16 protein-coding genes and 1 pseudogene are annotated in these 24,876 nt (G+C 71.7%); 2 read left to right on the forward strand and 15 right to left on the reverse strand.

Annotated elements, in window-relative coordinates; translation table 11 throughout:
- Window positions 1–13: 13 nt before the first annotated feature.
- A complete protein-coding gene (locus IE250_RS20455; protein WP_189671161.1) occupies window positions 14–2,692 on the reverse strand; it encodes a VanW family protein in 2,679 nt (892 codons plus the stop codon).
- Between the two features lie 76 nt (window positions 2,693–2,768).
- Here IE250_RS20455 and IE250_RS20460 point away from each other — a divergent pair, with 76 nt between their 5' ends.
- Window positions 2,769–3,251, forward strand: coding sequence for a hypothetical protein (locus IE250_RS20460; protein WP_189671162.1), 483 nt, complete (start codon window positions 2,769–2,771; stop codon window positions 3,249–3,251).
- A 412-nt stretch (window positions 3,252–3,663) separates the two neighbouring features.
- On the opposite strand, the gene IE250_RS20465 is transcribed toward IE250_RS20460, so the two are convergent.
- Window positions 3,664–4,026 carry a hypothetical protein gene (locus IE250_RS20465; protein WP_229872634.1) on the reverse strand — a complete coding sequence of 121 codons (363 nt, stop codon included), beginning with the start codon at window positions 4,024–4,026 and terminating at the stop codon, window positions 3,664–3,666.
- 94 nt (window positions 4,027–4,120) lie between these two features.
- On the opposite strand from IE250_RS20465, the gene IE250_RS20470 reads away from it, so the two are divergent.
- Entirely contained in the window at window positions 4,121–4,690 is a 570-nt protein-coding gene (locus IE250_RS20470; RefSeq protein WP_229872635.1) for an LURP-one-related family protein, read from the forward strand.
- A 57-nt stretch (window positions 4,691–4,747) separates the two neighbouring features.
- Here IE250_RS20470 and IE250_RS20475 read toward each other — a convergent pair whose 3' ends face one another.
- The 13 genes and pseudogenes from IE250_RS20475 to dapC form a co-directional block, all read right to left on the reverse strand.
- Complete coding sequence (locus tag IE250_RS20475; RefSeq protein WP_189671164.1) at window positions 4,748–5,857, reverse strand: PIG-L family deacetylase; 1,110 nt, start codon at window positions 5,855–5,857, stop codon at window positions 4,748–4,750.
- Window positions 5,858–5,891: 34 nt separating this feature from the next.
- Entirely contained in the window at window positions 5,892–7,835 is a 1,944-nt protein-coding gene (gene typA / locus IE250_RS20480) for a translational GTPase TypA (protein WP_373301727.1), read from the reverse strand.
- A 251-nt stretch (window positions 7,836–8,086) separates the two neighbouring features.
- Window positions 8,087–9,832: a dipeptide ABC transporter ATP-binding protein gene (locus IE250_RS20485; protein WP_189671165.1), complete on the reverse strand. Its 1,746-nt coding sequence runs from the start codon at window positions 9,830–9,832 to the stop codon at window positions 8,087–8,089.
- Window positions 9,829–10,785 (reverse strand): ABC transporter permease, encoded by a 957-nt coding sequence (locus IE250_RS20490; protein ID WP_189671166.1) that lies wholly within the window; start codon window positions 10,783–10,785, stop codon window positions 9,829–9,831. Before IE250_RS20490 ends, IE250_RS20485 begins: the two co-directional genes overlap by 4 nt.
- Window positions 10,778–11,704 (reverse strand): ABC transporter permease, encoded by a 927-nt coding sequence (locus IE250_RS20495; protein WP_189671167.1) that lies wholly within the window; start codon window positions 11,702–11,704, stop codon window positions 10,778–10,780. Before IE250_RS20495 ends, IE250_RS20490 begins: the two co-directional genes overlap by 8 nt.
- Window positions 11,705–11,859: 155 nt before the next feature.
- Window positions 11,860–13,545 (reverse strand): peptide ABC transporter substrate-binding protein, encoded by a 1,686-nt coding sequence (locus IE250_RS20500; protein ID WP_189671168.1) that lies wholly within the window; start codon window positions 13,543–13,545, stop codon window positions 11,860–11,862.
- Window positions 13,546–14,143: 598 nt separating this feature from the next.
- Window positions 14,144–14,338, reverse strand: a pseudogene (locus tag IE250_RS25090) (helix-turn-helix transcriptional regulator); the annotation flags it as partial.
- A 32-nt stretch (window positions 14,339–14,370) separates the two neighbouring features.
- Entirely contained in the window at window positions 14,371–15,063 is a 693-nt protein-coding gene (locus IE250_RS20510) for an ABC transporter ATP-binding protein (protein ID WP_189671170.1), read from the reverse strand.
- The gene (locus IE250_RS20515) at window positions 15,060–16,013 is read right to left on the reverse strand and encodes an ABC transporter ATP-binding protein (RefSeq protein WP_189671171.1); all 954 of its coding nucleotides are present in this window, start codon (window positions 16,011–16,013) and stop codon (window positions 15,060–15,062) included. The genes IE250_RS20510 and IE250_RS20515 overlap by 4 nt, the downstream gene beginning before the upstream one ends.
- A gap of 37 nt (window positions 16,014–16,050) precedes the next feature.
- On the reverse strand, window positions 16,051–18,906 hold the full coding sequence (locus IE250_RS20520; RefSeq protein ID WP_189671172.1) for an FtsX-like permease family protein: 2,856 nt from the start codon (window positions 18,904–18,906) through the stop codon (window positions 16,051–16,053).
- On the reverse strand, window positions 18,906–22,154 hold the full coding sequence (locus tag IE250_RS20525) for an FtsX-like permease family protein (protein WP_189671173.1): 3,249 nt from the start codon (window positions 22,152–22,154) through the stop codon (window positions 18,906–18,908). Before IE250_RS20525 ends, IE250_RS20520 begins: the two co-directional genes overlap by 1 nt.
- Window positions 22,155–22,321: 167 nt before the next feature.
- Entirely contained in the window at window positions 22,322–23,629 is a 1,308-nt protein-coding gene (locus tag IE250_RS20530; RefSeq protein WP_189671174.1) for a citrate synthase, read from the reverse strand.
- Between the two features lie 115 nt (window positions 23,630–23,744).
- Window positions 23,745–24,875: a succinyldiaminopimelate transaminase gene (gene dapC / locus IE250_RS20535; RefSeq protein ID WP_308434175.1), complete on the reverse strand. Its 1,131-nt coding sequence runs from the start codon at window positions 24,873–24,875 to the stop codon at window positions 23,745–23,747.
- Between the last annotated feature and the right edge of the window lies 1 nt (window position 24,876).

The raw sequence follows: 24,876 nt of genomic DNA on the forward strand, positions 1-24,876 counted from the left end.
AACCTACCGCCGGTCAGCCGTTGGAGCCTCGCGGCTTGTCGCACACCACCGGGTTGTCCGGGTTGTAGGAGTGGCTGAACGAGTTCTCCTTGACCAGCTCGCCGTTCCGGAGAACCGCACGGGTGATGGTGACGGAGAAACCGTCCTCGCCACCGGGGTACGGCTCGCAGTCCCCCGAGGAGTCGTGGATCACGGTCTTCGGCACGATGTTCCGCTTCTCGCTGGTGCTCTCCTGAACGGTGTAGTACTTGGTGCTCCAGATCCGGACCGTGAGCTGACCGCCCGACACGAACGCCTGCATCACCGCGCCGTACGGGGTGTCGTTGGTGAACTTCATGTCCTTGGCGCCCACGTAGATCGTGGCCTCGCGCCCCGCCGGGTAGCGCGGGAACCAGTACGAGTGCGCGTGGTGCTCGACGTCGTCGTACCCGGCGAAGAAGCCCGCGTTGAACGAGGTGGTGGCCATCTGCGAGAGGCCGCCCCCCACTGCCTCCACGTGCTCGCCGTTCTCGACGACGCCCGCGTCGAAGTACCCGTTCTCGAGAGTGATCGGCGCGAGCGCCTCCAGCAGGGAGAACGTCTCGCCCGGCTTGATGAGGTTGCCCGTGACCATCTCCGCGCCGCGAATCAGGTTCTGGGTCCGCACGGGCTCCGGTGTCAGCGGCGTGCTGAACTCGGAGATGATCTCCTTGACGCCCAGGGCCTCGAGCGACTCGACGGTCTCCTTCGGGTCCTGCTCGACCAGCTTGACCGACGTCTCGCGGTCGTCGCTCGTCGCGGCGATCCGCACAGCCTTGGCCGCCTGGGCGGGATCGAGCGTGGTGCCGGTCTTCCCCGCGACGACGGTCGGCTTGCCGCCGGCGAACTCGAAGTGCGCGTCGTCCGGGAGCTCCAGCAGATCGGTGGTGCCGTCGACGATGGCCGCGACCGTCGCCTCCCGGTCCACGATGGTGACGAGCTGGTCGCCCTTCTGCTCGAACCGGATCAGCCCGGCCAGCACCTCCGGGGTCAGCACGGGCTCCTGACCGCCCACGGACACCGTGACCGGCGCCGAGACGACCTTCTGCGCTACTGCGTAGCCCTCGTCGGTCTGCTCCTGCGTGATCGTCGGCTGGACCGGCTCGACCGGCAGGTCGAACGGGCTGTCCGCGTTCATCCAGCTCTCCTGGATGATGCGCGACGTCTCGCTCGCGACGATCCGCGAGCCCACCTTGGGATCCGTCTTGACCGCCTGCCCGTCGACGAGCGCGATCGCGCCGTCCACGGGCTCCACGGCAAGCGACTCCTCGAGGCCCGCCACCGCGGCGTCGAACTTCTTGGTGTCGATGTCCAGGACCAGCTCCTGCTCGGAGCCGCCGAACATGTGCGCCCACATCCGCACCGGGCTCAGCGAGAATTCGGTGAGCTCCGACGCGGTCGCCTCGGCGTCGATCGCCAGGCCGCTCGGCTTAGGCGAGAGCTGGGCCTTGCCGTCGCCCGCGGTGAGCTCGATCGGCTCCTTGACCCGCGGGCCGAGCTGCTCCGTCAGCGCGGACGCCGCCTCGGCCCGCGTCATGCCGCCGACGTCGACGCCGGCCACCGTGGTCTCGGGCGGTGCCGTGTCGCTCAGGCTCCACGCTGCCAGGGCGTAGATCCCGAACAGCAGGACGGCGCCGAGTACCGAGAAGAGCGCGATCTTGGGACCCCGGCTCGGGGCGCCGTCGCCGGCGAGGCCGAAGAAACCGCCCTGACCTGGCGCGCTCGGGCCGGTCGGCCCGCCGGGACCGGCCGGGCCGCCTGGCCCCGCAGGGCCGCTGGGACCGGCCGGGCCGCCAGGTCCGACGGGGACGCCGGATCCACCGGGACCACCGTGGCCGGTCGGGGAGGCCGACTGAGGCGACGACTCGGAGCGCATGGGGGCCCAGCTGGTCAGCGGGCGGGCCACGCGCTGGATCGCGCCGGTCAGCGGCTTCAGGAACGGAATCTGGCCGGCGTCCGGCGGGGGCACGGCTCCCGGGTCCGACGGCGAGGCGGTCGGCATCGCGCCTGGAGCCGGCGGCACAACGCCCGACGGCGGGGAGAGCGGCGACGGCCGGACGAACTGCGGAGGCGGAACGGACGCAGCCGCGACGCCGGCCGCTGCTGCGGTGCCGGGCGCTGCGGTGCCGGGTGCTTTGGTGCCCGGTGCTGCGTTCGCGGGCGCTCCGGTCACGGGCGCTGCGGTGCCGGGCGCTGCGGTCGCGGGCGCTCCGGTCGCGGGCGCTCCGGTGCCCGATGCGGTCGAGCCTGCTGCCGCCGCCGTTGCCCCGGCAGTAGCCGCTGCTGCGGGAGTTGCCGACGCGGGGGTCGTCGGCGCGTCCGGAGCAGTCGAACCCGCTCCGGCGTCGGACGAGCTCGCTGCCTGGGCGGCGGATGCCGCGGAAGGCGCCGCCGCTGCTGCGACGTGGGGCAGCGCGGGAGCAGCGTTCGCAGCCTCGTCGCGGGTCTTGCGTGGGCCTGTCGCGCCTGGTGCCTGTCCCGCCGCCGAGGTGACCGGCGCCGTACGCGGCGTCGCCGTGTCCTGCGGCCGCGTGCTCTGATTCCCGGTGCCGCTCGACCCCGGGGCGGTCTTGGGCGGACGGTCGAACGCGAAGACGCGCGGGGTGTACCCGCTCTTGGGCGCGGCCGCCTTGGTCGCCGGCTTCGCGAGCGTCTCGACGACGGTCTGCAGCACGGCGACCGGGTCCTGGTCGGCCGCACCCGGCTCGGCAGGCTTGCTCGGGACCTCCGGCTTCTGTGAGGGTTCGGGCTTGCTCGCGGGCTCGGGCGTGCTCGAGGACTTCGGCGTGCTCGCGGGCTTGGGCGTGCTTGAGGACTCCGGCGTGCTCGCGGACTCCGGCGTGCTCGCGGGCTTGGGCGTGCTTGAGGACTCCGGCGTGCTCGCGGGCACTGGCCTGCTGCTTGCCGGCTCCGGCGTGCTCGCGGGCACTGGCCTGCTGCTTGCCGGCTCCGGCGTGCTCGCGGGCACTGGCTTGCTCGCCGGCTCCGGCTTGCTCTCGGACTTGGGCATGCTCGCCGGCTCCGGCTTGCTCGCGGTCGGCTTGCCCGCCGGCTCCGGCTTGCTCGGGGCGGCGGCGGGCGTCTCCGCGCCCGGTCCTGCGCTGCCGGGGACGCTCTCGGGCGCGGTCGGCGCTGCCGCGGACGGCACGACGGGGCGCGGGGTCTTCGGGGCCTCGGACTGCTCCGGAGGGGTCACGGGCTGGGCCTTCTCTGGGGATCGGGGGGCCGGCTGAGCGGTCGGACGACCGGCCGGTACTGGGTGCTGCGCGGGTCCGGGGTCAGTCGGCCGCACCGAGGGCTGCGCCGCTTGGCGCGGCATACTGCCGGGGCGTGTCTGGGACAAGCGAGGAGGTATCGCCGGGGCAGGCTCGGTCCCGGATTTCTCGTCTGATGTCGGCGCGAGCGGTTCGTCACGCTCGGTCGGCTGACCCATCGGCACGCTCCGTGCAACTACCCGAGACGCGGGCTCTCCGCGTCCCCCAAGGGCGCACCGGACCCGCGGCGAATCCGCTGGACGGGGCCGCCCTGCCGCGCATCTTATCCAGCGCGAATCCTGCCCAAGGCCCCGTAGCGGACGCCCCGACGTGGAGGTTCTGTATCAATCCTGCCCACCATCCTGAACCACTCTGCGGAGAACCCCAGACCTCAGGCAACAGGCCGATCTCGGCGCGCCGGGACCTCCGCGAACCACGACGCCGGGAGGAACGCGACGACCGCCAGGACCGCCACTCCCGCGTACGACCAGACCATGCCGAGCGTGCCCGCCGGGACCACGACGTCGCCCCCTGAACCCGGCAGCGACAGGGCCTGCACGATGGCGACCCAGCCCACGCCGAACCCGAGCAGCGCGCCGTAGCCGGCCCAGGCGCGCGCGAGCACTGCCCCTGCCGCCGTCAGCGCGAACGCGAGCAACAGCCCGAGGTACCAGGACTCGTCGCCGTAGCGGTGGACCACCGTCCCGAGGCCGCCCATGACGACGCCGAGCGCCACGGCCAGAAGGGTGCGCACGATCGTTCGTCCGAGGGGGCGTCCGGGAGAGTTCACCCAGACATTCTCCAGCATCCATCTGGGAGGACGCTGCAAGTGTGGAACACTCCGGCGGGTGAAGACCCTCCAGGCACAGACGCAGCTCATCGTTCGACAGCGCATCCGCATGTTGGTGAACCAGTACGAGGTCCGCGGCGCGCAGCCGGACGGCTCCGAGGGCGACCTGTACGCGTTCGCCCAGCAGAAGCGCATGGCGTTCCGCGAGCAGGTCACGCTCTACACGGACGAGACCAAGCAGGAGGCCGTGCTCGGGTTCAAGGCCCGCCAGGTGATGGACCTCGGCGCCACGTATGACGTGGTCGACGCGGGCGGTACGCCGATCGGCTCGTTCCGCAAGGACTTCGCCAAGTCGCTGCTGCGCAGCACCTGGCTCGTCGACCAGCCCGATCTCGGCACCGTCACCGGGTCCGAGCGGAGCATGGCGGTCGCCGTGATCCGACGGCTCATCGACGTGGCCTGGCTTCCGTACCACTTCGACTTCACGATCGACGGCCGCCCGGCCTTCACCGTGGAGAAGAAGTTCGGCCTGCGCGACCGGTACATCGTGAACATCCAGGACCCTGCGCTCGACCGCCGGCTCGTCGCCACCATGGCCATCGCCCTGGACGCGCTGCAGGCGCGCTGACCCCCCGCCCCGCCGAGATAGAACCCCGCCGAGCTGCGGTTCTATCTCGCCACAGTTCTATCTCGGCGGGGTGACGAGGTAGGTCTCGTGGGTGAGGACAGGGGCCAGCACGTTGTTCGACAGGGCGTACCACCCTGCGACCGGCCCCACGGGACTCACCAGGGCGGTCGCGTGCTGCACCTGTGTGGCATGGGCCCGCATAGCGCCCACCACGCGCCCGACCACGGTCCGCACATCCACCCGCACGACGCCGTCGGCCCGGGTGATCGGCTGGGCGTCAGGAGATCGATAGTCCGAGCTGCCGATCTCCTGACGTCCTGCCGACCACGCGGCCAGGTCCCCCCGGGCCAGTGGCGGGAGGGGCTCGTGGGCGGGTGCGAAAGTGAGGGCCTCGGTCGCGGCCAAAATGCGAGCGGCCGGGTGGGCCGCGAGCGTCGCCCGCGCCTCCCGTACCTCGGCGGCCGGGGCCACGGCCTGCCACAGCTCGGCCCCGGCCCACGGCTCCGGCCGGGCCTGGTCCGCCGCGAGCTCCAGCGCACGGACCGTCAACTCGTGCGCCCGCACGTGGTCGGGGTGCCCGTAGCCCCCGCTGGGCTCGTACGTCACGACGACGGCAGGACGCCGCGCACGGATCAGCGCCGCGAGCCGGCCCGCGGACTCGTCGAGCGGCACCCGCGCGAACGCCGTCGGCGGGGAGTCCGGGGCGGGTCCGGCGACGCCGGGCGCGACCCACGACATCCCCGAGTCCTCGTACCGCACGCCGTCGGACGTGTCAGGCGCATGGGGCACCGCGGTGACCTGAGGGTCGGGCAGGGGGAGGGCGTCGAGGAACGTCTGCTTTATCGTGCCGACGTCGCCGCCGCCCAGCTCCGCCAGTGCGCGGGCCAGCTCGGTCTCCCGGTAGGCGCCCAGCGCGGGCCCGTCGCCCTCGAGGTGAGCCTGCCCCTCCGACGTCGTGCCCGGTAGGGCGATGACCTCGCCGCGCTCCCCGCGCGTGCACGTCACCAGGCAGACCGGCTGCCCGGCCGCCGCCCAGGTGGCCAGCAGGCCCCCGGTCGACAGCGTCTCGTCGTCGGGGTGCGCATGCACCGCCAGCAGCCCTCCGAAAGCCGCCGGTCCCGAGAAAGCACTGAGTGCTGGATCCTCGCCCGGAAGACGGATCGTCATCAGGCGAACATCCAGCACTCAGCGAAGGGGAAGGTCAGGACCGCTTGGCCCGGGCCGTCGCCCGCGCACGGTCCGTCGCGTCGAGCAGCACCTTGCGGATCCGCACCACCTCGGGCGTCACCTCGACGCACTCGTCCTCCTGCGCGAACTCCAGCGACTCCTCGAGCGTGAGCTTGCGCGGCGGGATCAGGTTCTCGAAGTTGTCGGCGGTGGAGGACCGCATGTTCGTCAGCTTCTTTTCCTTGGTGATGTTGACGTCCATGTCCTCGTTGCGCGAGTTCTCGCCCACGATCATGCCCTCGTACACCTCCTGCGTGGGGTCCACGAAGAAGGAGCCGCGCTCCTGCAGGTTGATCATGGCGAACGGCGTGACCTTGCCGGTCCGGTCCGCGACGAGCGAGCCCGTCATGCGCGACTCGATCGGGCCGTGCCAGGGCTCGTAGCCCTCGGAGATGGACGCCGCGATACCGGTGCCGCGGGTGTCCGTGAGGAACTGCGTGCGGAAGCCGATGAGGCCGCGCGCCGGGACCATGAACTCCATGCGGACCCAGCCGGTGCCGTGGTTCGTCATGGTCTCCATGCGGCCCTTGCGCTGCGCGAGGAGCTGCGTGACGGCGCCGAGGTACTCCTCGGGCACGTCGATGGTCATCCGCTCCATGGGCTCGTGGAGCTTGCCGTCGATCGTCTTGGTGACGACCTGCGGCTTGCCGACGGTGAGCTCGAAGCCCTCGCGGCGCATCTGCTCCACCAGGATCGCCAGGGCCAGCTCGCCGCGGCCCTGCACCTCCCAGGCGTCGGGACGCTCGGTCGGGAGGACCTTGAGCGACACGTTGCCGACGAGCTCGGCGTCGAGGCGGTCCTTCACCTGGCGGGCGGTGACCTTGTGGCCCTTGCCGCCCTTGCCCGCGAGCGGGGAGGTGTTGATACCGATGGTCATCGAGATCGCCGGGTCGTCCACCGTGATGAGCGGCAGCGGGCGCGGGTCGTCGATGTCGGTGAGCGTCTCGCCGATCATGATGTCCGCGATACCCGCGACGGCGACGATCTCGCCGGGGCCGGCCTTGTCGGTCGGCACGCGGTCGAGCGCCTTGGTCTCCAGCAGCTCGGTGATCTTCACGCTCTGCAGGGTGCCGTCGTGGCGGGCCCACGCGACGTTCTGGCCCTTGGACAGGGTGCCGTTGAAGATACGCAGCAGCGCGAGCCGACCGAGGAACGGCGAGGCGTCCAGGTTGGTGACGTGGGCCTGCAGCGGCGTGCCCTCCTCGTACGTGGGGGCGGGGATCTTCTCGAGGATGGTCGCGAACAGCGGCTCGAGGTCCTCGTTGGCGGGCAGGCCGCCGTCGGCGGGCTGCTCGATCGAGGCGCGGCCGGCCTTCGCCGACGCGTACACGACGGGCACGTCGAGGATGGCGTCCAGGTCGAGGTCCTCGACCTCGTCGGACAGGTCGCCGGCAAGACCGAGCAGCAGGTCGGTGGTCTCGGCGACCACCTCGTCGATGCGCGCGTCGGGGCGGTCCACCTTGTTCACGACGACGATGACCGGCAGCTTCGCGGCCAGCGCCTTGCGCAGCACGAAGCGGGTCTGGGGCAGCGGGCCCTCGGACGCGTCCACGAGCAGCACGACGCCGTCGACCATCGACAGGCCGCGCTCGACCTCGCCGCCGAAGTCGGCGTGGCCCGGGGTGTCGATCACGTTGATCGTGATGCCGTCGGGCTGCCCGTTCTCCGCCGCGGCAGGACCGGAGTACCGGATGGCGGTGTTCTTGGCGAGGATCGTGATGCCCTTCTCACGCTCCAGGTCGCCCGAGTCCATCACGCGGTCCTCGAGGTGCTGGCGGGCACCGAACGCTCCGGCCTGCCGCAGCATGGCGTCCACGAGCGTGGTCTTGCCGTGGTCGACGTGGGCCACGATCGCGACGTTACGCAGGTCGGATCGGGTCGCACGGGCCGAGGTCGGCGCGGTTGCAGGCACGGTCACGGAGCACTCATTTCCAGAAGGGAGGTCAGGGGCGCGGACTCTGGTCCGAAGTGGACCGGTCTCGCAGCACCACCCATTCTACCTGCGAATCGAAATCACCAGGTGTCGACCGTGTCACTGTTCCGAGAACAACCCGCGCCGAAGTAGAACCAGGGCGAAGTAGAACCAGGGCGAAGTAGAACTGCGCTCTGGTTCTACTTCGCTGCAGTTCTACTTCGCCCTGGTTCTACTTCGGCGGTAGTGGCAGGAGGTCAGCCGCCGATCTCCAGGCTCGCGCCCGGGATGGCCGCCAGCAGGTCCCGCGTGTACTCCTGCTGCGGGTTGTCGAACACCTCGTCGGTGGACGCGTGCTCGACGATGCTGCCGTCCTTCATCACGGCGACGAGGTCGGCGATCTGCCGCACGACCGCAAGGTCGTGCGTGATGAACAGGTAGGACAGCCCCAGCTCGGCCTGCAGGTCGTTGAGCAGCGTCAGGATCTGCGCCTGGACCAGCACGTCGAGCGCCGAGACGGCCTCGTCGAGCACGAGCACCTCGGGCTTGAGCGCCAGCGCACGCGCGATCGCGATGCGCTGCCGCTGCCCGCCCGACAGCTCGTTCGGGAACCGGCGCATGGTCGCCTGCGGCAGCGACACCATGTCGAGCAGCTCGCGGACCCGCGCCTCGCGGGACTTCCGGTCTCCCACCCGGTGCAGGACGAGCGGCTCCTCGATCGAGCGGAAGACGGAGAACTGCGGGTCGAGCGAGCCGTAGGGGTTCTGGAACACCGGCTGCACCCGACGGCGCAGTGCGAACTGCTCCTTCGGGGACATCTTCGCGACGTCCCTTCCGTCGAACATGACGGTGCCCGCCGTCGGCTCCAACAGTCCCAGGACCATGTTGGCTGCCGTGGACTTGCCGGAGCCCGACTCCCCCACCAGCGCCAGGGTGCGGCCCTTGGGCAGCGCGAAGTCGACGCTGTCCACCGCCGTGAAGTCGGTGGACGCGCCGGGCCGGGAACCACGGATGTGGAACACCTTGGTCAGGTCCTTCGCGACGACGACCTCGGGCGCCGCGGTCGCCGATGCGTCCGGATGGTCGGCGAGCAGCTCGTCCGCCTCCTGGCCGCGCTCGTGCGCCGACTGGATGCGCCGCGACGCCAGCGACGGGGCCGAGGCCACGAGCCGCTTGGTGTACTCGTGCTGCGGGTCCTTGAGGATCTGCGCCGCCGGACCGGACTCCACGACCTTGCCCTTGTACATCACCACGAGGTGCTCGGCGCGCTCGGCGGCCAGGCCCAGGTCGTGCGTGATGAACAGGACCGCAATGCCGAGCTCGGCAGTGAGGTCGTCCAGGTGGTCGAGGATCCTCTTCTGCACCGTGACGTCGAGAGCTGAAGTCGGCTCGTCCGCGATGAGCAGCTTGGGCCGCGAGGCCAGGCCGATGGCGATGAGCGCACGCTGGCGCATGCCGCCCGAGAACTCGTGCGGGTACTGGCGGGCGCGACGCGCGGCATCGGGCAGGCCTGCCTCGCCGAGCAGCTCGGCGACGCGCGCGGTGCGTTCCGCTCTGCTGCCCTGGAAGCCGTTGGCGACCAAGGCCTCGTCGATCTGCGTCCCGATGCGCCACACCGGGTTCAGGTTGGACATCGGGTCCTGCGGCACAAGGCCGATCTCGCGGCCACGCAGGTCCTCGGTCTGCTTGCGCTTCAAGCCGACGAGCTCACGCCCGCCGAACGTGATGGACCCGCCGGTCACCCTGCCGGTGCCGGGCAGCAGGTCGATGATCGCGTGTGCCGTGGTCGACTTGCCGGAGCCCGACTCCCCCACGATCGCCACGGACTGGCCCGGGTAGACCGTCAGGTCCACGCCGCGCACGGCGTCGATGGTGCCGGTGGCCGTGGTGAAGGAGATCTGCAGGTCCTTGACCTCCAGCAGCGGGACGTTGGCGTCGGGCCTCGGCTCCACCACCGGAACGTCCTCTGTGGCGCCGTCAGTGATAGTGATCGTCGTCGTCATCGCTTCCGGGCCTTCGGGTCGAGGGCGTCGCGAACGACGTCGCCCAGCATGATGAAGCCGAGGACGGTGAGCGCGAGCGCGGTGGCGGGGTAGATCATGATCTCGGGAGCCACGCGGATCGAGGCCTGGGCCTTCGACAGGTCACCGCCCCACGAGACCGTGGACAGCGGCAGACCGATGCCAAGGAAGCTCAGCGTGGCCTCGGCGACGATGAACGTCCCCAGGGACACGGTGGCGTACACGATGATCGGCGCGGAGGAGTTGGGCAACACGTGCTTGAGCAGGATCGCACCGCGCCCCATGCCAAGTGCCTTGGCCGCCGTGACGAACTCGTTGTTCTTCACGCTGAGCACGGCACCGCGGGTGATGCGGGCGATCGACGTCCACCCGAACAGTGCCAACACCGTCGCCACGACGAGCGACGTGCGGGTCGCCGCGAGGCTCATGATCACGATGGCCGCGAGCACCAGGGGAACGGCGAAGAAGATGTCGGTGATCCGCGACAGGATCGTGTCGAACCAGCCACCGTAGTAGCCGGCTACTGCGCCGACCAGCGTGCCGAGCACCACCACGAAGATGGTGGCCAGCACACCGACGACCACCGAAGCGCGGGCGCCATAGATCGTGCGGGCGTAGATGTCGCAACCCTGCTTGTCGAAGCCGAAGATGTGCCCCGCCGAAGGGTCCCCGAGGGAGTCCTCGAGGTCGCACGACCCAGGATCGACCGACGTGAACAGACTGGGCACGATCGTTGCCGTCAAAACGACGGCGATCAGCACGGCTGAGGCCCAGAACAGCGGGCGGCGGCGCATCTCACGCCACGCGTCCTTCCACATGCTGGACGGCGCCTCCGACGCGTCGAGGGCGTCGACGACGTCGACCTTCACGTCCTCCGGCGGAGCCACGTAGTGGCGCTGGCCGGGACGCGGCATGGCATTCGCGTTGTCAGGCATAACGGATCCTCGGGTCCAGGACGGCGTACAGCAGGTCCACGAGCAGGTTGGCGACGATATAGATGACCACGAGCACGGTGGTCAGCGAGACCACAGTGACGTTCTCGCCGCGGATGATCGCGTTGTAGAGGGTCCCGCCCACACCGTTGATGTTGAAGATGCCCTCCGTCACGATCGAGCCCGCCATCAGGTTTCCCAGGTCGGCGCCCACGAATGTGACAACGGGGATGAGCGAGTTGCGCAGCACGTGCCTCGAGACAACCTTGTCGCGGGGCAGGCCCTTGGCTCGCGCGGTCCGTACGAAGTCGGCGGTGACGTTCTCCACCACCGAGGTGCGCGTGAGTCGCAGGATGTAGGCGAACGAGACGGTCGCCAGCACGATAGCCGGCATGAGCAGGCTGACGAAGTCGGGATCTCGGCCGGCGGTGACCGGCAGCCACCCGAGCTGCACGCCCACCACGATCTGGAGCACGAAGCCGATGACAAAGGTCGGCAGTGCGATGAGGAGCAGGCTCCACACGAGCACGGCAGAGTCGAAGAACTTGCCCTTGCGCAAACCGGCGAACAGGCCGAATCCGATACCGAAGACGGTCTCGAAGATGATCGCCATCATGGCGAGCTGGAACGTGACCGGCAGCGCCTGCGTGATCACGTCGACGACGGGGCGACCTGTGAAGGTCACGCCCATGTCGAAGGTGAAGATCCCCTTCAGGTAGTACAGGTACTGCACGATGAAGGGTTCGTTCAGGTGGTAGGCCTCGCGGATGGCCGCCTCCGCCGCTGGAGGCAGGCCGCGGTCGCCGCCGAGCGCGGCCACGGGGTCGCCGGGGCGCAGGAACACCATGGCGTAGAGCAGCAGTGTGGCGCCGAGGAACACAGGGATCACCTGCAGCATCCGGCGTCCGATGTACCAGAGCATCGATTGGTCTCCTTGGTCGATTACCGCGGACCATTCTCTCGGATTCCCCCGAGGGTTAGGGCCACAGCACATGGGAAGGCGGGGCACGCACGGTGCGCGCCCCGCCTCTCACCTGGAGTGACGGACCTCGTCCGCTGAGCCGGACGTGATCACGCTCACTCCGTCTTGGTCACCTGGTACAGCAGCGGAGCGTCGTCCCAGCCGAACTGGGCGTTCTCCACGAGCTCGGAGTAGCCAGCGGTGGTGTTGTAGTACCACAGCGGGATCCCGGGCATGTCCTGGAACAGGATCTCCTGGGCCTCGTTGTAGAGCGCGTTGGCCTCTTCCGTGGTGGCGGCACCGGCCGCCTCCGTCAGCTTGGCCTCGAACTCTTCGTTCACGTACTTGGAGTCGTTCGAGCCCGCGAGCGCCGCCTTGGTGTAGATCGGGCCAAGGTAGTTCTGCAGCGACGGGTAGTCAGCAGCCCAGCCGGCGCGGAACAGGCCGTCGATCTTGCCGCCCTTGCCCTTGTCACGCTCGTTGAGGAACTCGTCGAACGTCGGGTAGCCGACCATCTCGCACTGGATGCCGAGGTCGTTCTCGTACCCGTTGCAGGCTGCCTCAACCCACTCCTGGTGGTCGGAGTCCGTGTTGGTGTGGATCTCGAGCACCTTGTCGCCCCACGGCTCCATCTGCTCGGCTTCGTCCCAAAGCGCCTTCGCCTCTTCGGGGTTGTAGTCGAGGACCTCGTTGCCGGGGATCGAGTCGCTCCAGCCGTCGATGACCGGAGAGGTGAAATCCCTCGCCGGGGTGCGCGCACCGGCGTAGAGCGTCTCGGTGATCTCCTCACGGTTGATCGCCATCGAGAGGGCCTTGCGACGCATCAGGCCTGCCTCACCGGAGAACTCCTCGACCCACTCAGGCACCGACATGGCCCCGAGGGTGGCGGCCGGCTGGTTGACAGCACGCTCGCCCAGCTCCTCCTCGAACGTGGCGAAGGCCGACGCCGGCACGTTCTGGACGATGTCCAGGTTGCCGGACAGCAGGTCGTTGTACTGCGCGTCCTCGTCGGTGTAGGCGATCAGCTCGATGCCGCCGTTCTGCGCCGCCCGGTCGCCCTGGTAGGACTCGTTGGGCAGCAGGGTGATGGCCGAATCGTGCTCCCAGCTGTCCAGCACGTACGGTCCGTTGCCGATCGGAGCCTCGCCGAACGCCTCAGGGTCGTCGAAGAACACCTCAGGCAGCGGGTAGTACGCGGCGTAGCCGAGACGGATCGGGAAGTCGGACTCCGGCTGGGACAGCTTGATCGTGAACTCGGTGTCGCTCACGACCTCGAGGCCGGACATCGTCTCGGTCTCGGGCTCGGTGATGACCTTGACGTTGCCCTCGTCGTCGATCTCGTACTCACCCTGGGCCTCGGTGAAGCCTTCGATGGACGAGAAGAAGGAAGCCAGGTTGGCGCCGTTGGGGCCGTAGGCCGCCCAGTTCCAGGCGTCGACGAAGCTCTTGGCCGTGACCGGCGTGCCGTCGGAGAACTCCCAGCCATCCTGGAGCGTCACGTTCCAGGTCTGGTTGTCGTCGGACTCGATCGACTCGGCGACGTCGTTGTGGACTGCGCCCTCGGCGTCGTAGTAGCTGAGGCCGGCGAAGATGTTCGTGACGACGAGGCCACCGAAGACCTCGTTCGTCCTTGCCGGGATCAGCGGGTTCTGGGGCTCACCGTTGCCGACAGTAACGATGCCGGTCGACTCGCCCTCAGCGGGAGGTTCTTCGCCGCCGCCGCCACCGCCGCAAGCGGTCAGCACGAGCGACGCGGCCAGCGCGAATGCGCCGAACCCTACAAGTCGCTTTCGAGGTGTCACATGTCCTCCTGGGTAGCTGGTCACTCCGGCCCGGTCGCCGTCCGGAGCGATGCGGGCGCTTCCTTGCGCCCAGTGATAACAGCCCTAACGTAACCTCTGCGCACAGGACCTGATGACCACTATGCGAGAAACGCCACCGAGTTGTGACCATCTCGGTATACGCGGGTAACACGGGGTAACAGTTCCGACCAGGTGGTTCTCACGGCCGTAACGCAAGTGTCATGGGGGCCTTCACCAGGAAATCCACCCGTTGGGACGAGACGATGCCCGACCGCACTGTGCGGTCGGGCATCGCCCCGTCCCATGTCGAGCCGGCCGCCGGGTCGGTTCCGGCTCACCCGATCAATTCACCCGATCAGGTCCCCAGGCCGGTGATCAGCGCTCGTAGGCGGCAGTAGTGCTGCCACCCAGGAAGGTGTCGGAGATCCGTGGCTCGATCCGGAACATGTGATCCGTCCTGTTGTTGCGGAACGTGCGGTTCACCGTGGGCGAAGATCCCGTCGACCTGGCGTTCTCGGCCGACGAACACAGCCGGCGTTCGCGGCAGCTCGCGAGGAACTGGCAGGTTGCTATCCGGGAAGGAGCCCAGCGGCGCACGATCATCCCCAGCCAGACCCAGCGCGTCCAGGAGAAGACGGAGTGTCTTCGGTTGAGGTCGCGCCTTCCCCGCCTCGATGTCCCGGATCGTTCGCGTCCCGACGCCGGCCTTGTTCGCGAGCTCCTCCTGCGTCAGCATCGCCCGTAGCCGAAGCCGCCGCAGGTCGACGCTGCCGTCGGATCGTAAATCGGGCATCTCGCAAGGATAAGTGGTGGTCAGGGAGCCGGTCAGCCCACCACCCGGCCGTCGTGCAGCTCGACCACGCGGTCGGCACGGGCCATCAGCTCAGGGTCGTGCGTGGAGACGACGGCGGCCACGCCGCGCGCGTGCGTGACCTCCCGCAGCAGGTCCATCACCACCGCGGCGGTACCCGAGTCGAGCTGCCCGGTGGGCTCGTCCGCGAGCAGCACCTCGGGGTCGGCCACGAGCGCCCGGGCGATGCCCACCCGCTGCTGCTGCCCGCCCGACAGCTCGTACGGCCGCTGCTTCGCGTGACCGGCCAGCCCGACGGCGGCCAGCGCAGCCGCCACCCGCTCCGCCCGCTCGGCCGGCGGGGTGCGCCGCAGCCGCAGCGGGACCTCCACGTTCTCCGCCGCCGAGAGCACGGGCACCAGTCCGAACGACTGGAACACGTAGCCGATCCGCTCGCGCCGGGCGGTGAGCACCGCCTTCTCCCCCAGCGCGGTCAGCTCGGCGTCGCCCAGCCACACGCTGCCCGACGTCGGACGGTCCAGCCCGCCCAGCAGGTTCAGGAGCGTCGTCTTGCCCGAGCCGGACGGGCCGCGCACCACGAGCAGCTCGCCCGCGGCCACCTCCAGCGAGGCGTCCGCCAGGGCGCGCACCTCGCCGGCGCCGGTCCCGAACACCCGGGTGAGGCCCTGGGCGCGCAGCACGGTGCGCGCCTGTGTCGTGGTCGTCATCGGTCCTCCTCGGACTTCCGCTGGTCGGGCGCGGCCGGCCACACACCCACGTGGTCCGGCTCCAGGGCCAGCCGCACGCGGTCGCGCAGCTCGAGCGCGTGCACGAAGTCCTGCGGCAGCTGCAGGCGGCCCACCCGGTCGAGCACCGCGAACTCCTCGGCGACGTGCCGCTCGGCCCCGTGCTCATCGACCTCGGTGCGCCGCAGCGTCTCCGTGGAGGTGCGGCCGTCGCGGATCTGGACGGTGCGCGCGACATGCTCGGACACCGTCGGGTCGTGCGTCACGATCAGGGTGGTCACGCCCGTCTCCCGGTTCACGCCGCGCAGGGCCTCCAGCACCTCCACCGAGGTGGCCTGGTCGAGCTCGCCGGTCGGCTCGTCGGCCAGCAGCACCCGCGGGTTGTTCGCCACGGCGACCGCGATCGCCGTGCGCTGCTGCTCGCCGCCGGACATCTCGCCCGGCCGCCGTCCGGCCACGTGGCCGACCTCCAGCAGCTCCAGCAGCGCCTCGACGCGACGCGAGCGCTCGCGTCGCGGCAGCGTGCCCGCCAGCTCCAGCGGGAGCCGCACGTTCTCGCTCGCCGTGAGGTAGGGCAGCAGGTTGCGCGACGTCTGCTGCCACACGAAGCCGACGGTGGATCGCTGGTACCGCACCCGCTCGGCATGTCCCATGGTCAGCAGGTCGGTGCCCGCCACCACCGCGGACCCACCCGTTGGCGTGTCCAGGCCGGAGAGGATGGTCAGCAGCGTGGACTTCCCGGAGCCCGAGGCGCCCACGACGGCGACGATCTCCCCGGGGTCGACGGTGAGCGTGAGGCCCTGCAGGGCCTGCACCTCCACGCCGTCCGTGGCGAAGATCCGCACGAGGTCGCCGCACCGGATCTCGCCGCCGCCCGTCGGCTCGGCCGACGTCGGCGCGCCGCCGCCCGTCAGCTCGATGGTCGTGCTCATCGGGTCTCCCTTCGAACGCCTGGGTCCGGTAGTCATGTCAGTCGTTGCCGCCCATCCGGAGCTGCGCGGCGACCTCGCCGCGCCGGCTCAGTGCCGCGGCGACGCCCACCGCGGCCAGCACCACCGCGACGAACCCGGCGGCGGCCGCGCCCAGCAGCAGCGGGTCGTACTGCGGGCCGGGCTGGGTGGCTCCGCCGGTCAGCGCCGTGACGTCCACCGCTGCCAGCACCAGCGAGGGCACGGCCACGCCGAGCGCGGCGCCCACCACGAGCGCCACCACCGCCCACGGCCCGATCTCCCAGCCGACCAGCCCGCGCCCCTGGCGCGGTGAGAGGCCAAGCGTCTGGAGGACGGCGAGCAGCCGGGCCCGCGCGGGGGCGGCGAGCATCAGCGTCATCACCACGGCCGCCGCGCACAGCAGCCCCGCGAGCAGCACCGCCAGCACGAAGGCGATCGCGAGCCCGCCGGAGACTGGCGCCGCCAGCACGGCGTCGGCCTCCTGGTCCGGATCCTCCACCACCGACGTCGGCAGGAGCCGCGAGATCTCGGCCTTCACCGCTGCCCGGTCGGCGCCGTCGGCCAGGCCGACGAGTGCGAGCCGCGCGAAGCTGCTGCCGTCCGTGCTCGCGGCGAGGCGCTCGGCGTCGGCGAGGACGAGCGCGCGGTCGGCGGGCAGGCCGGGCAGCTCGTCGACCACGTCGACGACACGGACGGGCACGCTGCCCTCCCGCGTCGCGAGGGTGATGCCCGCGCTCCCCGGGCCGACGCCGAGGCCTGCCGCCGCGCGGGTGAGGATCACCGGTACTGCGTCGTCCGCGCCGTCGTCCAAGCCGCCGCCCGGCCCGACCAGCCCGTCGAGCGTCTCGGGGGCGCCGGCCACGTCCTCCTGCACGACGGCCAGCGCCGCCGCGTCCACCGTGTACACCTCGGCGCGCAGCGACGACGCCGCGCCCTGCACCACGCTGTCGCCCACCTCGTCGACCGGCGTGACCGCGTCCACCCCGTGGAGCGCGGCGATCTGCGCGGCCACGGGCTCGTCGACGATCGGGCCGGAGACGCGCAGGTCCGCGCCGGTGGCACGCCACGCCTCGCGGACCACACCACCCGAGACGGTGGAGTACAGCACCGCCGAGGTTGCCGCGACGGCCACGGCCAGCACGAGCGCAACCGCCGGGACGGGGCCACCCGCGGGGTCGCGCGTGGCGCGAGCGGCGCCGAGGAACGGGACCAGGTCACGCCGCGGCGCGAGCGCCCGCTCCACCGCGAGCGCGAGCCACGGGTAGGCGCGCACCGCGAGCAGGGTGAACGCGAGCGAGACCAGCAGCGGCGCGGCGGCCACCAACGGGTCGACGCCGGAGCCGGATCGGGCGCCCGATCCCGCCACCACCCCGCGCGAGAGCAGCAGCCAGGTCGCGAGCGCCGCGCCCGCGACGACGAGCACCTCCAGCACCCAGCGCACGCGGCTGCGCGAGCGGGGCGCGAGGTCGGACCGGGTGGTCCGCAGGCCTGCGGGCGACGTGGCGAGCGCGAGGGCTACCGCCGGTGCGAGGCCCGCGGCGAGCGCGAGCCCCACCTGGCTCGCGGTGACCGGCGCATCGATGCCGAGGTCGGCGCAGAGCGCGAGCCCGGCGGCGAACCCGGCCGCCGCCGACCCGAGACCGACGACGAGGCCCTCACCGCCCATGAGCAGCCGTAGCTGCGGGCCGGACGCCCCGCGGGCGCGCAGGAGGGCGAGCGCCGAGCGCCGTCGGTCGACGACGAGCCGCGCGCCCAGGACCAGGACGGCCACGGTGGCGCCGAGCGGCCCGACGGCGAGGACGGCGACTATCGCGTCGACGCCGGTGCGCTGCGCGAGCAGGGTCTCCAGGATCTCGCCGAGGCGGGTGCTGGGCCGCAGCTGGATCGGTACGGGGTCGTCGGGCCCGGCCGCGACAGGGAAGGTCTTGGCGGACTGGCCGTTGACCTGAGACAGGAGCAGCGGCACGTCGGCGGCGGTCACGCCGCCGGTGTTCACCGGGTACCAGACGCGGGTCTCGGCCATCCCGAGCGTCAGCGGCGTGATCATCGCGGGATTGAGGTAGACGGAGGCGGTGCCCAGGAGGCCCTGATTTGGGTCGGCGATCACCGAGGCCCGGGCCGCCAGGCCGTGGTGCAGCCAGTAGTCGGCGTCCGGGTCGCCGGTCTCGAAGATGCCGGTCACGACGAGGGCCGGATACCGGTCGGCCAGGGCGACCACGCCCGAGCCGGAGAGGTTGGCGTACCGGCCGCCGAGCTCCCAGCCGTACGTGTCCGCGACGGCGCGCGAGACGGCTACCTCGAACGGCGGGGCCTGCTCTGCCGGCCGTCCCAGGAACTGCTGCTCGTCCGCGAAAACGGGCGCGGCCGTCGCGGTGGGCCAGCGTCCCTCGACGAGCTCGGCGTGCTCGCTCAGGTCGGTGGCCGAGCGGAGGAAGACCTTGGCCTCGGCCAGCTGGGAGCTGGGCACCGGGTCGGTGTACGCGGTCTCGGTAGAGGTCACGTGGAAGTGCGGGGCGCGCATCACCGAGCGCAGCGGCTCAGGAGTCTCGGCGCGCACGGCGTCCAGGTTCGCGAGGAACGGCGACCAGTCCGGCTCGGCCGGCACGCCGGTCCCGACAGCGCCCCAGTCGTAGAACCTGCCACCCGGCGGGTGCCCCGGAACCGCCCCGACCACCGAGATCACGTCGCGCGCCGGCCCCGAGGCCGTCTCCGTCTCGTAGGCCACCTGGTCGGCGTGCATGGTCGCCACGGCGCGCGGCGCTGTCGACAGCACCCCGGCCGCGAGGAACGCGACCACGCCGAGCGTCGCCGTCGCACCCCAGGACGTACGCAGCTGCCGCCGCGCGAGCAGGCCCAGCCCGGACAGTGCCCCCATCAGCGGACCTCCTCGCGGTAGGTGGTGTCGCGGGCCTGCGCGGCCACGCGCCCGCCCACTCCGATCGCGACCAGGACGAGCCCGGCGAGGGCAGCGGCGACCACCAGGCCGGTGCCCGCGGTCTCGACGACGAACTGGGCGGGTGGGGCCGCGTCGATGCCCGTGAGGGTCGCGGCGGAGAGGCCGCCAACGGTGAACCGTGCGACGGCCCACCCGGCGACGGCGCCCACGGCGAGCGCCACGACGCCGACGGCGATCAGCTCGGCGGCCCGGGCCCGGCCCTGCGCCACGGGTCCAAGACCCACGGCGCGGAGCACGATCACCTCGCCGCGCCGCTCGCGCAGCGTCGCGACGGCTACCGCGAGCACGCCCGCCAGCGCGAGCACCGTCGCGCCGGCCGCGGCGAGCCAGAACGAGACGCGCACCGGCACGGCGGTGTCGGTCGAGCCGTAGCCGGGGGTGGTGACGTCCGGCCGCTCCCGGCTGCTCTCGCCCGCCGCCTCGGCAACGGCCGTCGCCTCCTGGGCGAGGCGCGTCACGTCCGCGGCGGGCGCGGTGGCACCCGGCGGGCCTGCCGCGAGCCAGACCTCGTTCGTCAGCACCGGGTCGCTCACCTCGCGCACGAGGGCGGCAGCGAGCGCTCCGCGGTCCAGCAGCGCGGCGTACGGCTCGAGCGCACCGGGCACCGTGCCCGACGACGCCACGGCGACCACCGGCAGCCGCGTCCCGCCGAGGGTCAGCTCGAACTGGTCGCCCGTGGCGATGTCCAGCGCGCCGACCAGCGACGACGAGGCCAGCAGCGGGACGGGGGCGGGGTCGGGGGTGGTCAGGAGCCGCAGCCTGCTGGCGCCGGCCGCGGCGTTGCCGAGCGGCATCGTGAGCTCGGCCCGGCCCGGCGTCAGCTCGATGCCCTCGGCGCCGTCGAACGTCTCCGACGGTGTCCACTCCGGCTGCTCCAAGAGCTCCCTGCCCGCGGTCAGGCCCTCCACGGAGAGCGTCACCTCCGCCATCGACCACCCGGGCCGCGTGTCGACGTCGAGGGCGGCCACCCGCCACGTCTGGCCCTGCGGAGGCGGCGGCACGTCGCCGGACAGCTCGTGCGTGGTCGTGTCCGCGCCGAGGGTGGTGCCGGTCCCGTCGCCCTCCGCGAGCTGTCCGAGACCCACCCGGGCGAGCGTCCCGTCGGGCGCCGCGAGCAGGAGCGACACGTCCAGCTCGTGCGGGGGCACCCCGGCGGGCAGGTGCATCTCGACGGTCTCCCGGATCCGGCCGCTCAGGGTGAGCACGACGTCGCGGGCGCCGTCGGGCAGCGCGGGGGCCTCGGCGAGGGCGTCGCTCGTCAGGTCGTCGGCAAGCTGCCCGACGTCGAGCACCTCAGCCGGCGCGCGCACCACTTGAGGCACGGCCGCGGCGGGCAGCGCCAGCACCGTGACCGGACGGCCGTCGGAGTAGGCAGTGCCGGACAGCACCGGCGCGGCCGCGACGGCGGCGCTGCCCGTGCCCGAGCCGCCCGCCAGGTACGGCGCCGGGTCGAGGCGTCCGGTCTCCGGGGCCGTGACGCGCACGTCCGCGCCGTTGGCGAGCACGTCGACGTCGGCTCGCAGGCGCTCCGCGGTGCCCGTGTACCCGCCGGCCAGCGTCGCGGCGCCGCCGGCGAGCACGAGCAGGACCACCGGCACCACGTACACGACGATCCGCCGGGCCACCTGCCGCGCCGCCAGCGGCCCGACGACGCCCCGTGACCGCCCCGCCAGCCCCGCCCACAGGCGTGTGGCCGGGCCGAGCACCGCCATCGCCGCCACGGCGAGCGCGGCCAGCACGAGGGCGGGCGCCACGGCCGCCGTCGGGTCGGTGCGCGGGCCGTCGGGCGTCGTCAGCAGCGGCGAGCCGTAGCGCAACAGCTGGGTGGCGCTCACCCCGGCGGCGGCCACCGTCAGCACCACCGTGCCGAGTGCGGCGACCTGGCGCAGGCGCCCCGAACGGTCGGTCACCTGCCGTCGCACCGCCGTCTGGGCCTGCAGCGCCGCGACCACGACGAGCGTCGTGGTCGCCACCACGCCGACCGCCAGGGCCACGGCCAGGGGCGTCACCGCGGGGACCGCCGCACCGGCGTCCGCCCGCGCGACGATCCGCAGCGCCGCCCACGCGGCAGCCCCGCCCGCCGCCGCCGCGGTCAGCGCCAGCAGCGCGCCCTCCACGACGGCCGCCGCCGTCACCGTTCCCGGGGCGGCCCCGCGCGAGACCAGGAGCGCTACCTCGCCCTCCCGGGTCGCGGCCAGCAGGCGCGCCACCTGCACCAGCGCGACCACGCCCACGAGGGCCAGCAGGGACAGCGGCACCAGCGCGACGGCGTCCGCGGCGCGCAGCGCGGCCTCCAGGTCGGCTGCCGTCGTGGCGAGCGTGCCCGCGATCGTCAGCCCGCGGGGCGCGACGTCGGCGTCCTCCCCGAGGATGCGCTCGATCTCGGGGGTGAGCGCCGCCAGGGCGGGCAGGTCCGCGGGGGTGAGCGCGGGTCCGTCGGGCACCACGGTCCACCGAGCGAACGGATCGGTGTCCAGGCCCGCGATGACCTCCTGGCTCACCACTACCGGGCCCGGGTAGGCGCCGTCCGAACCGGTGAGCATCGTGGGGTCGCCGAGCCAGACGGCGTCGTCGGGGTCGGTGACACGCCAGGTCGCGGCGATCGTGACCGGGGTGCCGGTGGTCACGGGGTCCTCTGGGTCGACGCCGAGCCGGATCGTGTCGCCGACCGCCAGCCCGGCGGCCTCGGCGGCGTCGGCCTGCACCGCCGCCTCCTCGGTGCCTGCGGGCCAGGCGCCGTCGACAAGGGTGACGCCGTCCGCTCCGGCTCCAGCCAGCGCTGCCTCCCGCGAGGGGGCAGGCAGGAGGGCCACGGACCAGCGGCCCAGATCCTTCCCGTCGGCGCCCGACGTGTACTGCGGCTCGGTCCGCACGTCGTAGGCAACGCGGTGCGGTACGCCGTCGAGCAGCTCCGCGAGCACCTGCTGGACTCGCACGTCCTGGGCGTCCGCCTCGGCGTCGTCCGCGAGGCGGGTGGCGAGCTGTACCGCCCGGCCCGACGGCTCGGCGGCGGCCAGCCCGTCGCGGGCGCCTGCCGTAGCGGCAGCCTGGGTCCAGCCGACGGTCACGCCCAGGGCGCCGGTCAGCACCGCGACGAGCAGCCAGACGAGCGCGAGCAGCCCGCGGTGTGCCGTGGACCGGCGGGCAAGGAGAGTGGCTCGGCTCACGGCCCCAAACTAGCCCCGCCCTGTGACACGGACTACAGAACCAGTGGCGCCCCGAGCAACGATCCGGTCACACACCCGATGCCGTCGGCTTCGGGAACGTCTTCGGGTACCGAAGACGGCTGGACTCGGTACTCGAAGACGTTCTCGAAGCGGACTGTCGAGCTACGTCAGCGCATCGCGGCCGGGATGTACGGGCGCTCGGTCGCGCCCGTGTAGACCTGGCGCGGGCGGCCGATCTTGGTCTGCGGGTCCTTGATCATCTCGCGCCACTGGGCGATCCAGCCGGGCATGCGGCCCAGCGCGAACAGCGGCGTGAACATGGCGGGCTCGAAGCCCATGGCCTTGTAGATGAGGCCCGTGTAGAAGTCGACGTTCGGGTAGAGCTTGCGCTCCACGAAGTAGTCGTCCGAGAGGGCGATCTCCTCGAGGCCGCGCGCGATGTCGAGCAGCTCGTCCTTGGCGCCGAGCTTGTCGAGCACCTCGTCGGCCGACTTCTTCACGATCGCGGCACGCGGGTCGTAGGACTTGTAGACCCGGTGGCCGAAGCCCATCAGGCGCACGCCGTCCTGCTTGTTCTTGACCTTTTCCATAAAGGTCTCGACGGTCTCGCCGCCCGAGCGGATCTTCTCGAGCATGGTGAGCACTGCCTCGTTGGCGCCGCCGTGCGCCGGACCGGACAGTGCGTTCACGCCTGCCGCCACTGATGCGTACAGGGTCGCGTTGGACGAGCCGACGACGCGCACCGTGGACGTCGAGCAGTTCTGCTCGTGGTCCGCGTGCAGCACGAGCAGCTTCTCCAGGGCGTCCACGATCATCGGGTCGGCCTCGTAGGCCTCGTACGGCGTCGCGAACGTCATGCGCAGGAAGTCCTCGACGTAGCCGCGCGAGTAGTCCGGGTACAGCAGCGGCTCGCCCACGCGGCGGCGGTGCAGGTAGGACGTGATGGTGCGGGTCTTGGCGAGCAGCAGCACGGTCGCCAGGTCGACCTGCTCGTCGTCCGCCGGGTCGAGCGACTCCGGGTAGAACGTGGACAGCGCGTTCACCGCGGACGCCAGCACGGCCATCGGGTGCGCGTCCCGGGGGAAGGTGCCCATGAACGTGCGGAAGTCCTCGTGCACCATCGTGTGGCGGTTGACCCGCTCGGTGAACGAGTCGAGCTCGGTGGCGCTCGGCAGCCCGCCGTAGATGAGCAGGTAGGCGACCTCGAGGAAGCTCGAACCCGCGGCCAGCTGGTCGATCGGGTACCCGCGGTAGCGCAGGATGCCGGCGTCGCCGTCGATGTACGTGATAGCCGACTCGCACGATGCCGTGTTCATGAAGCCGGGATCGACCGTGACCAGCCCTGTGTCCTTGAGCAGCGACGACACGACTATGCCGTCATTGCCCTCGGTGGCAGCGACGACAGGCAGGTTGTGAGTGGTTCCGTTGACGGCGAGCTCGACGCGGCTCGAGCCGTCCACCGGTGTGGAGGTCATGTCTTCCTTCCTGAATGGCGCACGAGGGACGCTGCGGCGAAGAAAGCTGTCGGGGCAACGTCGACCTGGGGCCACGACAGTATCGCGCCCAGCTCTCGTTTTTCCAATCCTTCGGTCAAGCCTCTGTGAGACGTGACACAGCGTCGGCAATCTGCGCGTCAGTTGAGGTCAGCGCCACCCGCGTATGCGTGTCGTCGCCGTACAGATGTCCGGGCGCGGTCAGGATCCCGCGCTCCGCGAACCATTCCGCGACCCGCAGCCCGGACCGGCCGTCCGGCGCCGCCACCCACAGGTACAGGCCGGCACCCGACTCGTCGACGACGAGCCCGGCCTTCTCGATCGCGGCGGCGAGCGCCCGGCGTCGGGCACCGTACGTCTCGCGCATGACGGCGACGTGCTCGTCGTCGGACAGCGCCGCGGTCATCGCGGCCTGGACCGGCGCCGGGACGATGAGGCCCAGGTGCTTGCGGGTCTGGGTGAGGCCGGCGATCAGGGCGCGGTCACCGGCGAGGAACGCCGCCCGGTAGCCCGCGATGCTGGACTGCTTCGACAGGGAGTACGCCGCGAGCAGCCCCTCGTGCGACCCGCCGCACACGCGCGGGTCGAGGATCGACGGAACCCTGCTCGGGCCTGGCCCGGCGTCCCACGACGAGTCCCACACCAGCTCGGCGTAGCACTCGTCGGAGACGACGACGGCGCCGATGGCGCGGGCGGCGTCGACCACCACTCGCAGCGCCTCCACGCCGAGCACGCGGCCTGTCGGGTTCCCGGGCGAGTTGACCCAGACCATCCGCACGTCGCCCCGGCTGGCCCAGTCGGCGACGTCGTCCGCCGCGAGCGGCGTGGCGCCGGCCGCACGGATGCCCGCCACATAGGTGGGGTAGGCGACCGCCGGGTGCACGACCACGTCGCCCGGGCCCAGGTGCAGCAGCGAGGGCAGCAGGCCCACGAGCTCCTTGGAGCCGATGGTCGGCAGCACGGCCGCGGGGTCGAGGCCAGGCACGCCCCGGCGTCGGGCGAACCAGTCCGCGACGGCCTGGCGCAGCGCGGGCGTGCCCGCCGTCATCGGGTAACCCGGCGCGTTCGACGCCGCTTCGAGCGCGTGCCGCACGACGTCCGGTGTCGGGTCCACGGGCGTACCCATGGAGAGGTCGACCAGGCCACCCGGGTGGGACTTCGCCGTCGCGGTGATACCCGCTATCGAGTCCCAGGGGTAGGGCAGGTCGGACAGGTCGTGCAGACCCACG

Source organism: Promicromonospora soli (assembly GCF_014653785.1).
GTDB classification, from domain to species: domain Bacteria; phylum Actinomycetota; class Actinomycetes; order Actinomycetales; family Cellulomonadaceae; genus Promicromonospora; species Promicromonospora soli.

Excerpts from the sequence above, each read along its gene's own strand:
- IE250_RS20495 (WP_189671167.1), bottom strand. The coding sequence starts at position 11,704 with ATGCTCTGGTACATCGGACGCCGGATGCTGCAGGTGATCCCTGTGTTC.
- IE250_RS20485 (WP_189671165.1), bottom strand. The coding sequence starts at position 9,832 with ATGACGACGACGATCACTATCACTGACGGCGCCACAGAGGACGTTCCG.
- IE250_RS20515 (WP_189671171.1), bottom strand. The coding sequence starts at position 16,013 with ATGAGCACGACCATCGAGCTGACGGGCGGCGGCGCGCCGACGTCGGCC.
- IE250_RS20520 (WP_189671172.1), bottom strand. The coding sequence starts at position 18,906 with ATGGGGGCACTGTCCGGGCTGGGCCTGCTCGCGCGGCGGCAGCTGCGT.
- IE250_RS20510 (WP_189671170.1), bottom strand. The coding sequence starts at position 15,063 with ATGACGACCACGACACAGGCGCGCACCGTGCTGCGCGCCCAGGGCCTC.
- IE250_RS20475 (WP_189671164.1), bottom strand. The coding sequence starts at position 5,857 with ATGACGATCCGTCTTCCGGGCGAGGATCCAGCACTCAGTGCTTTCTCG.
- IE250_RS20530 (WP_189671174.1), bottom strand. The coding sequence starts at position 23,629 with ATGACCTCCACACCGGTGGACGGCTCGAGCCGCGTCGAGCTCGCCGTC.
- IE250_RS20490 (WP_189671166.1), bottom strand. The coding sequence starts at position 10,785 with ATGCCTGACAACGCGAATGCCATGCCGCGTCCCGGCCAGCGCCACTAC.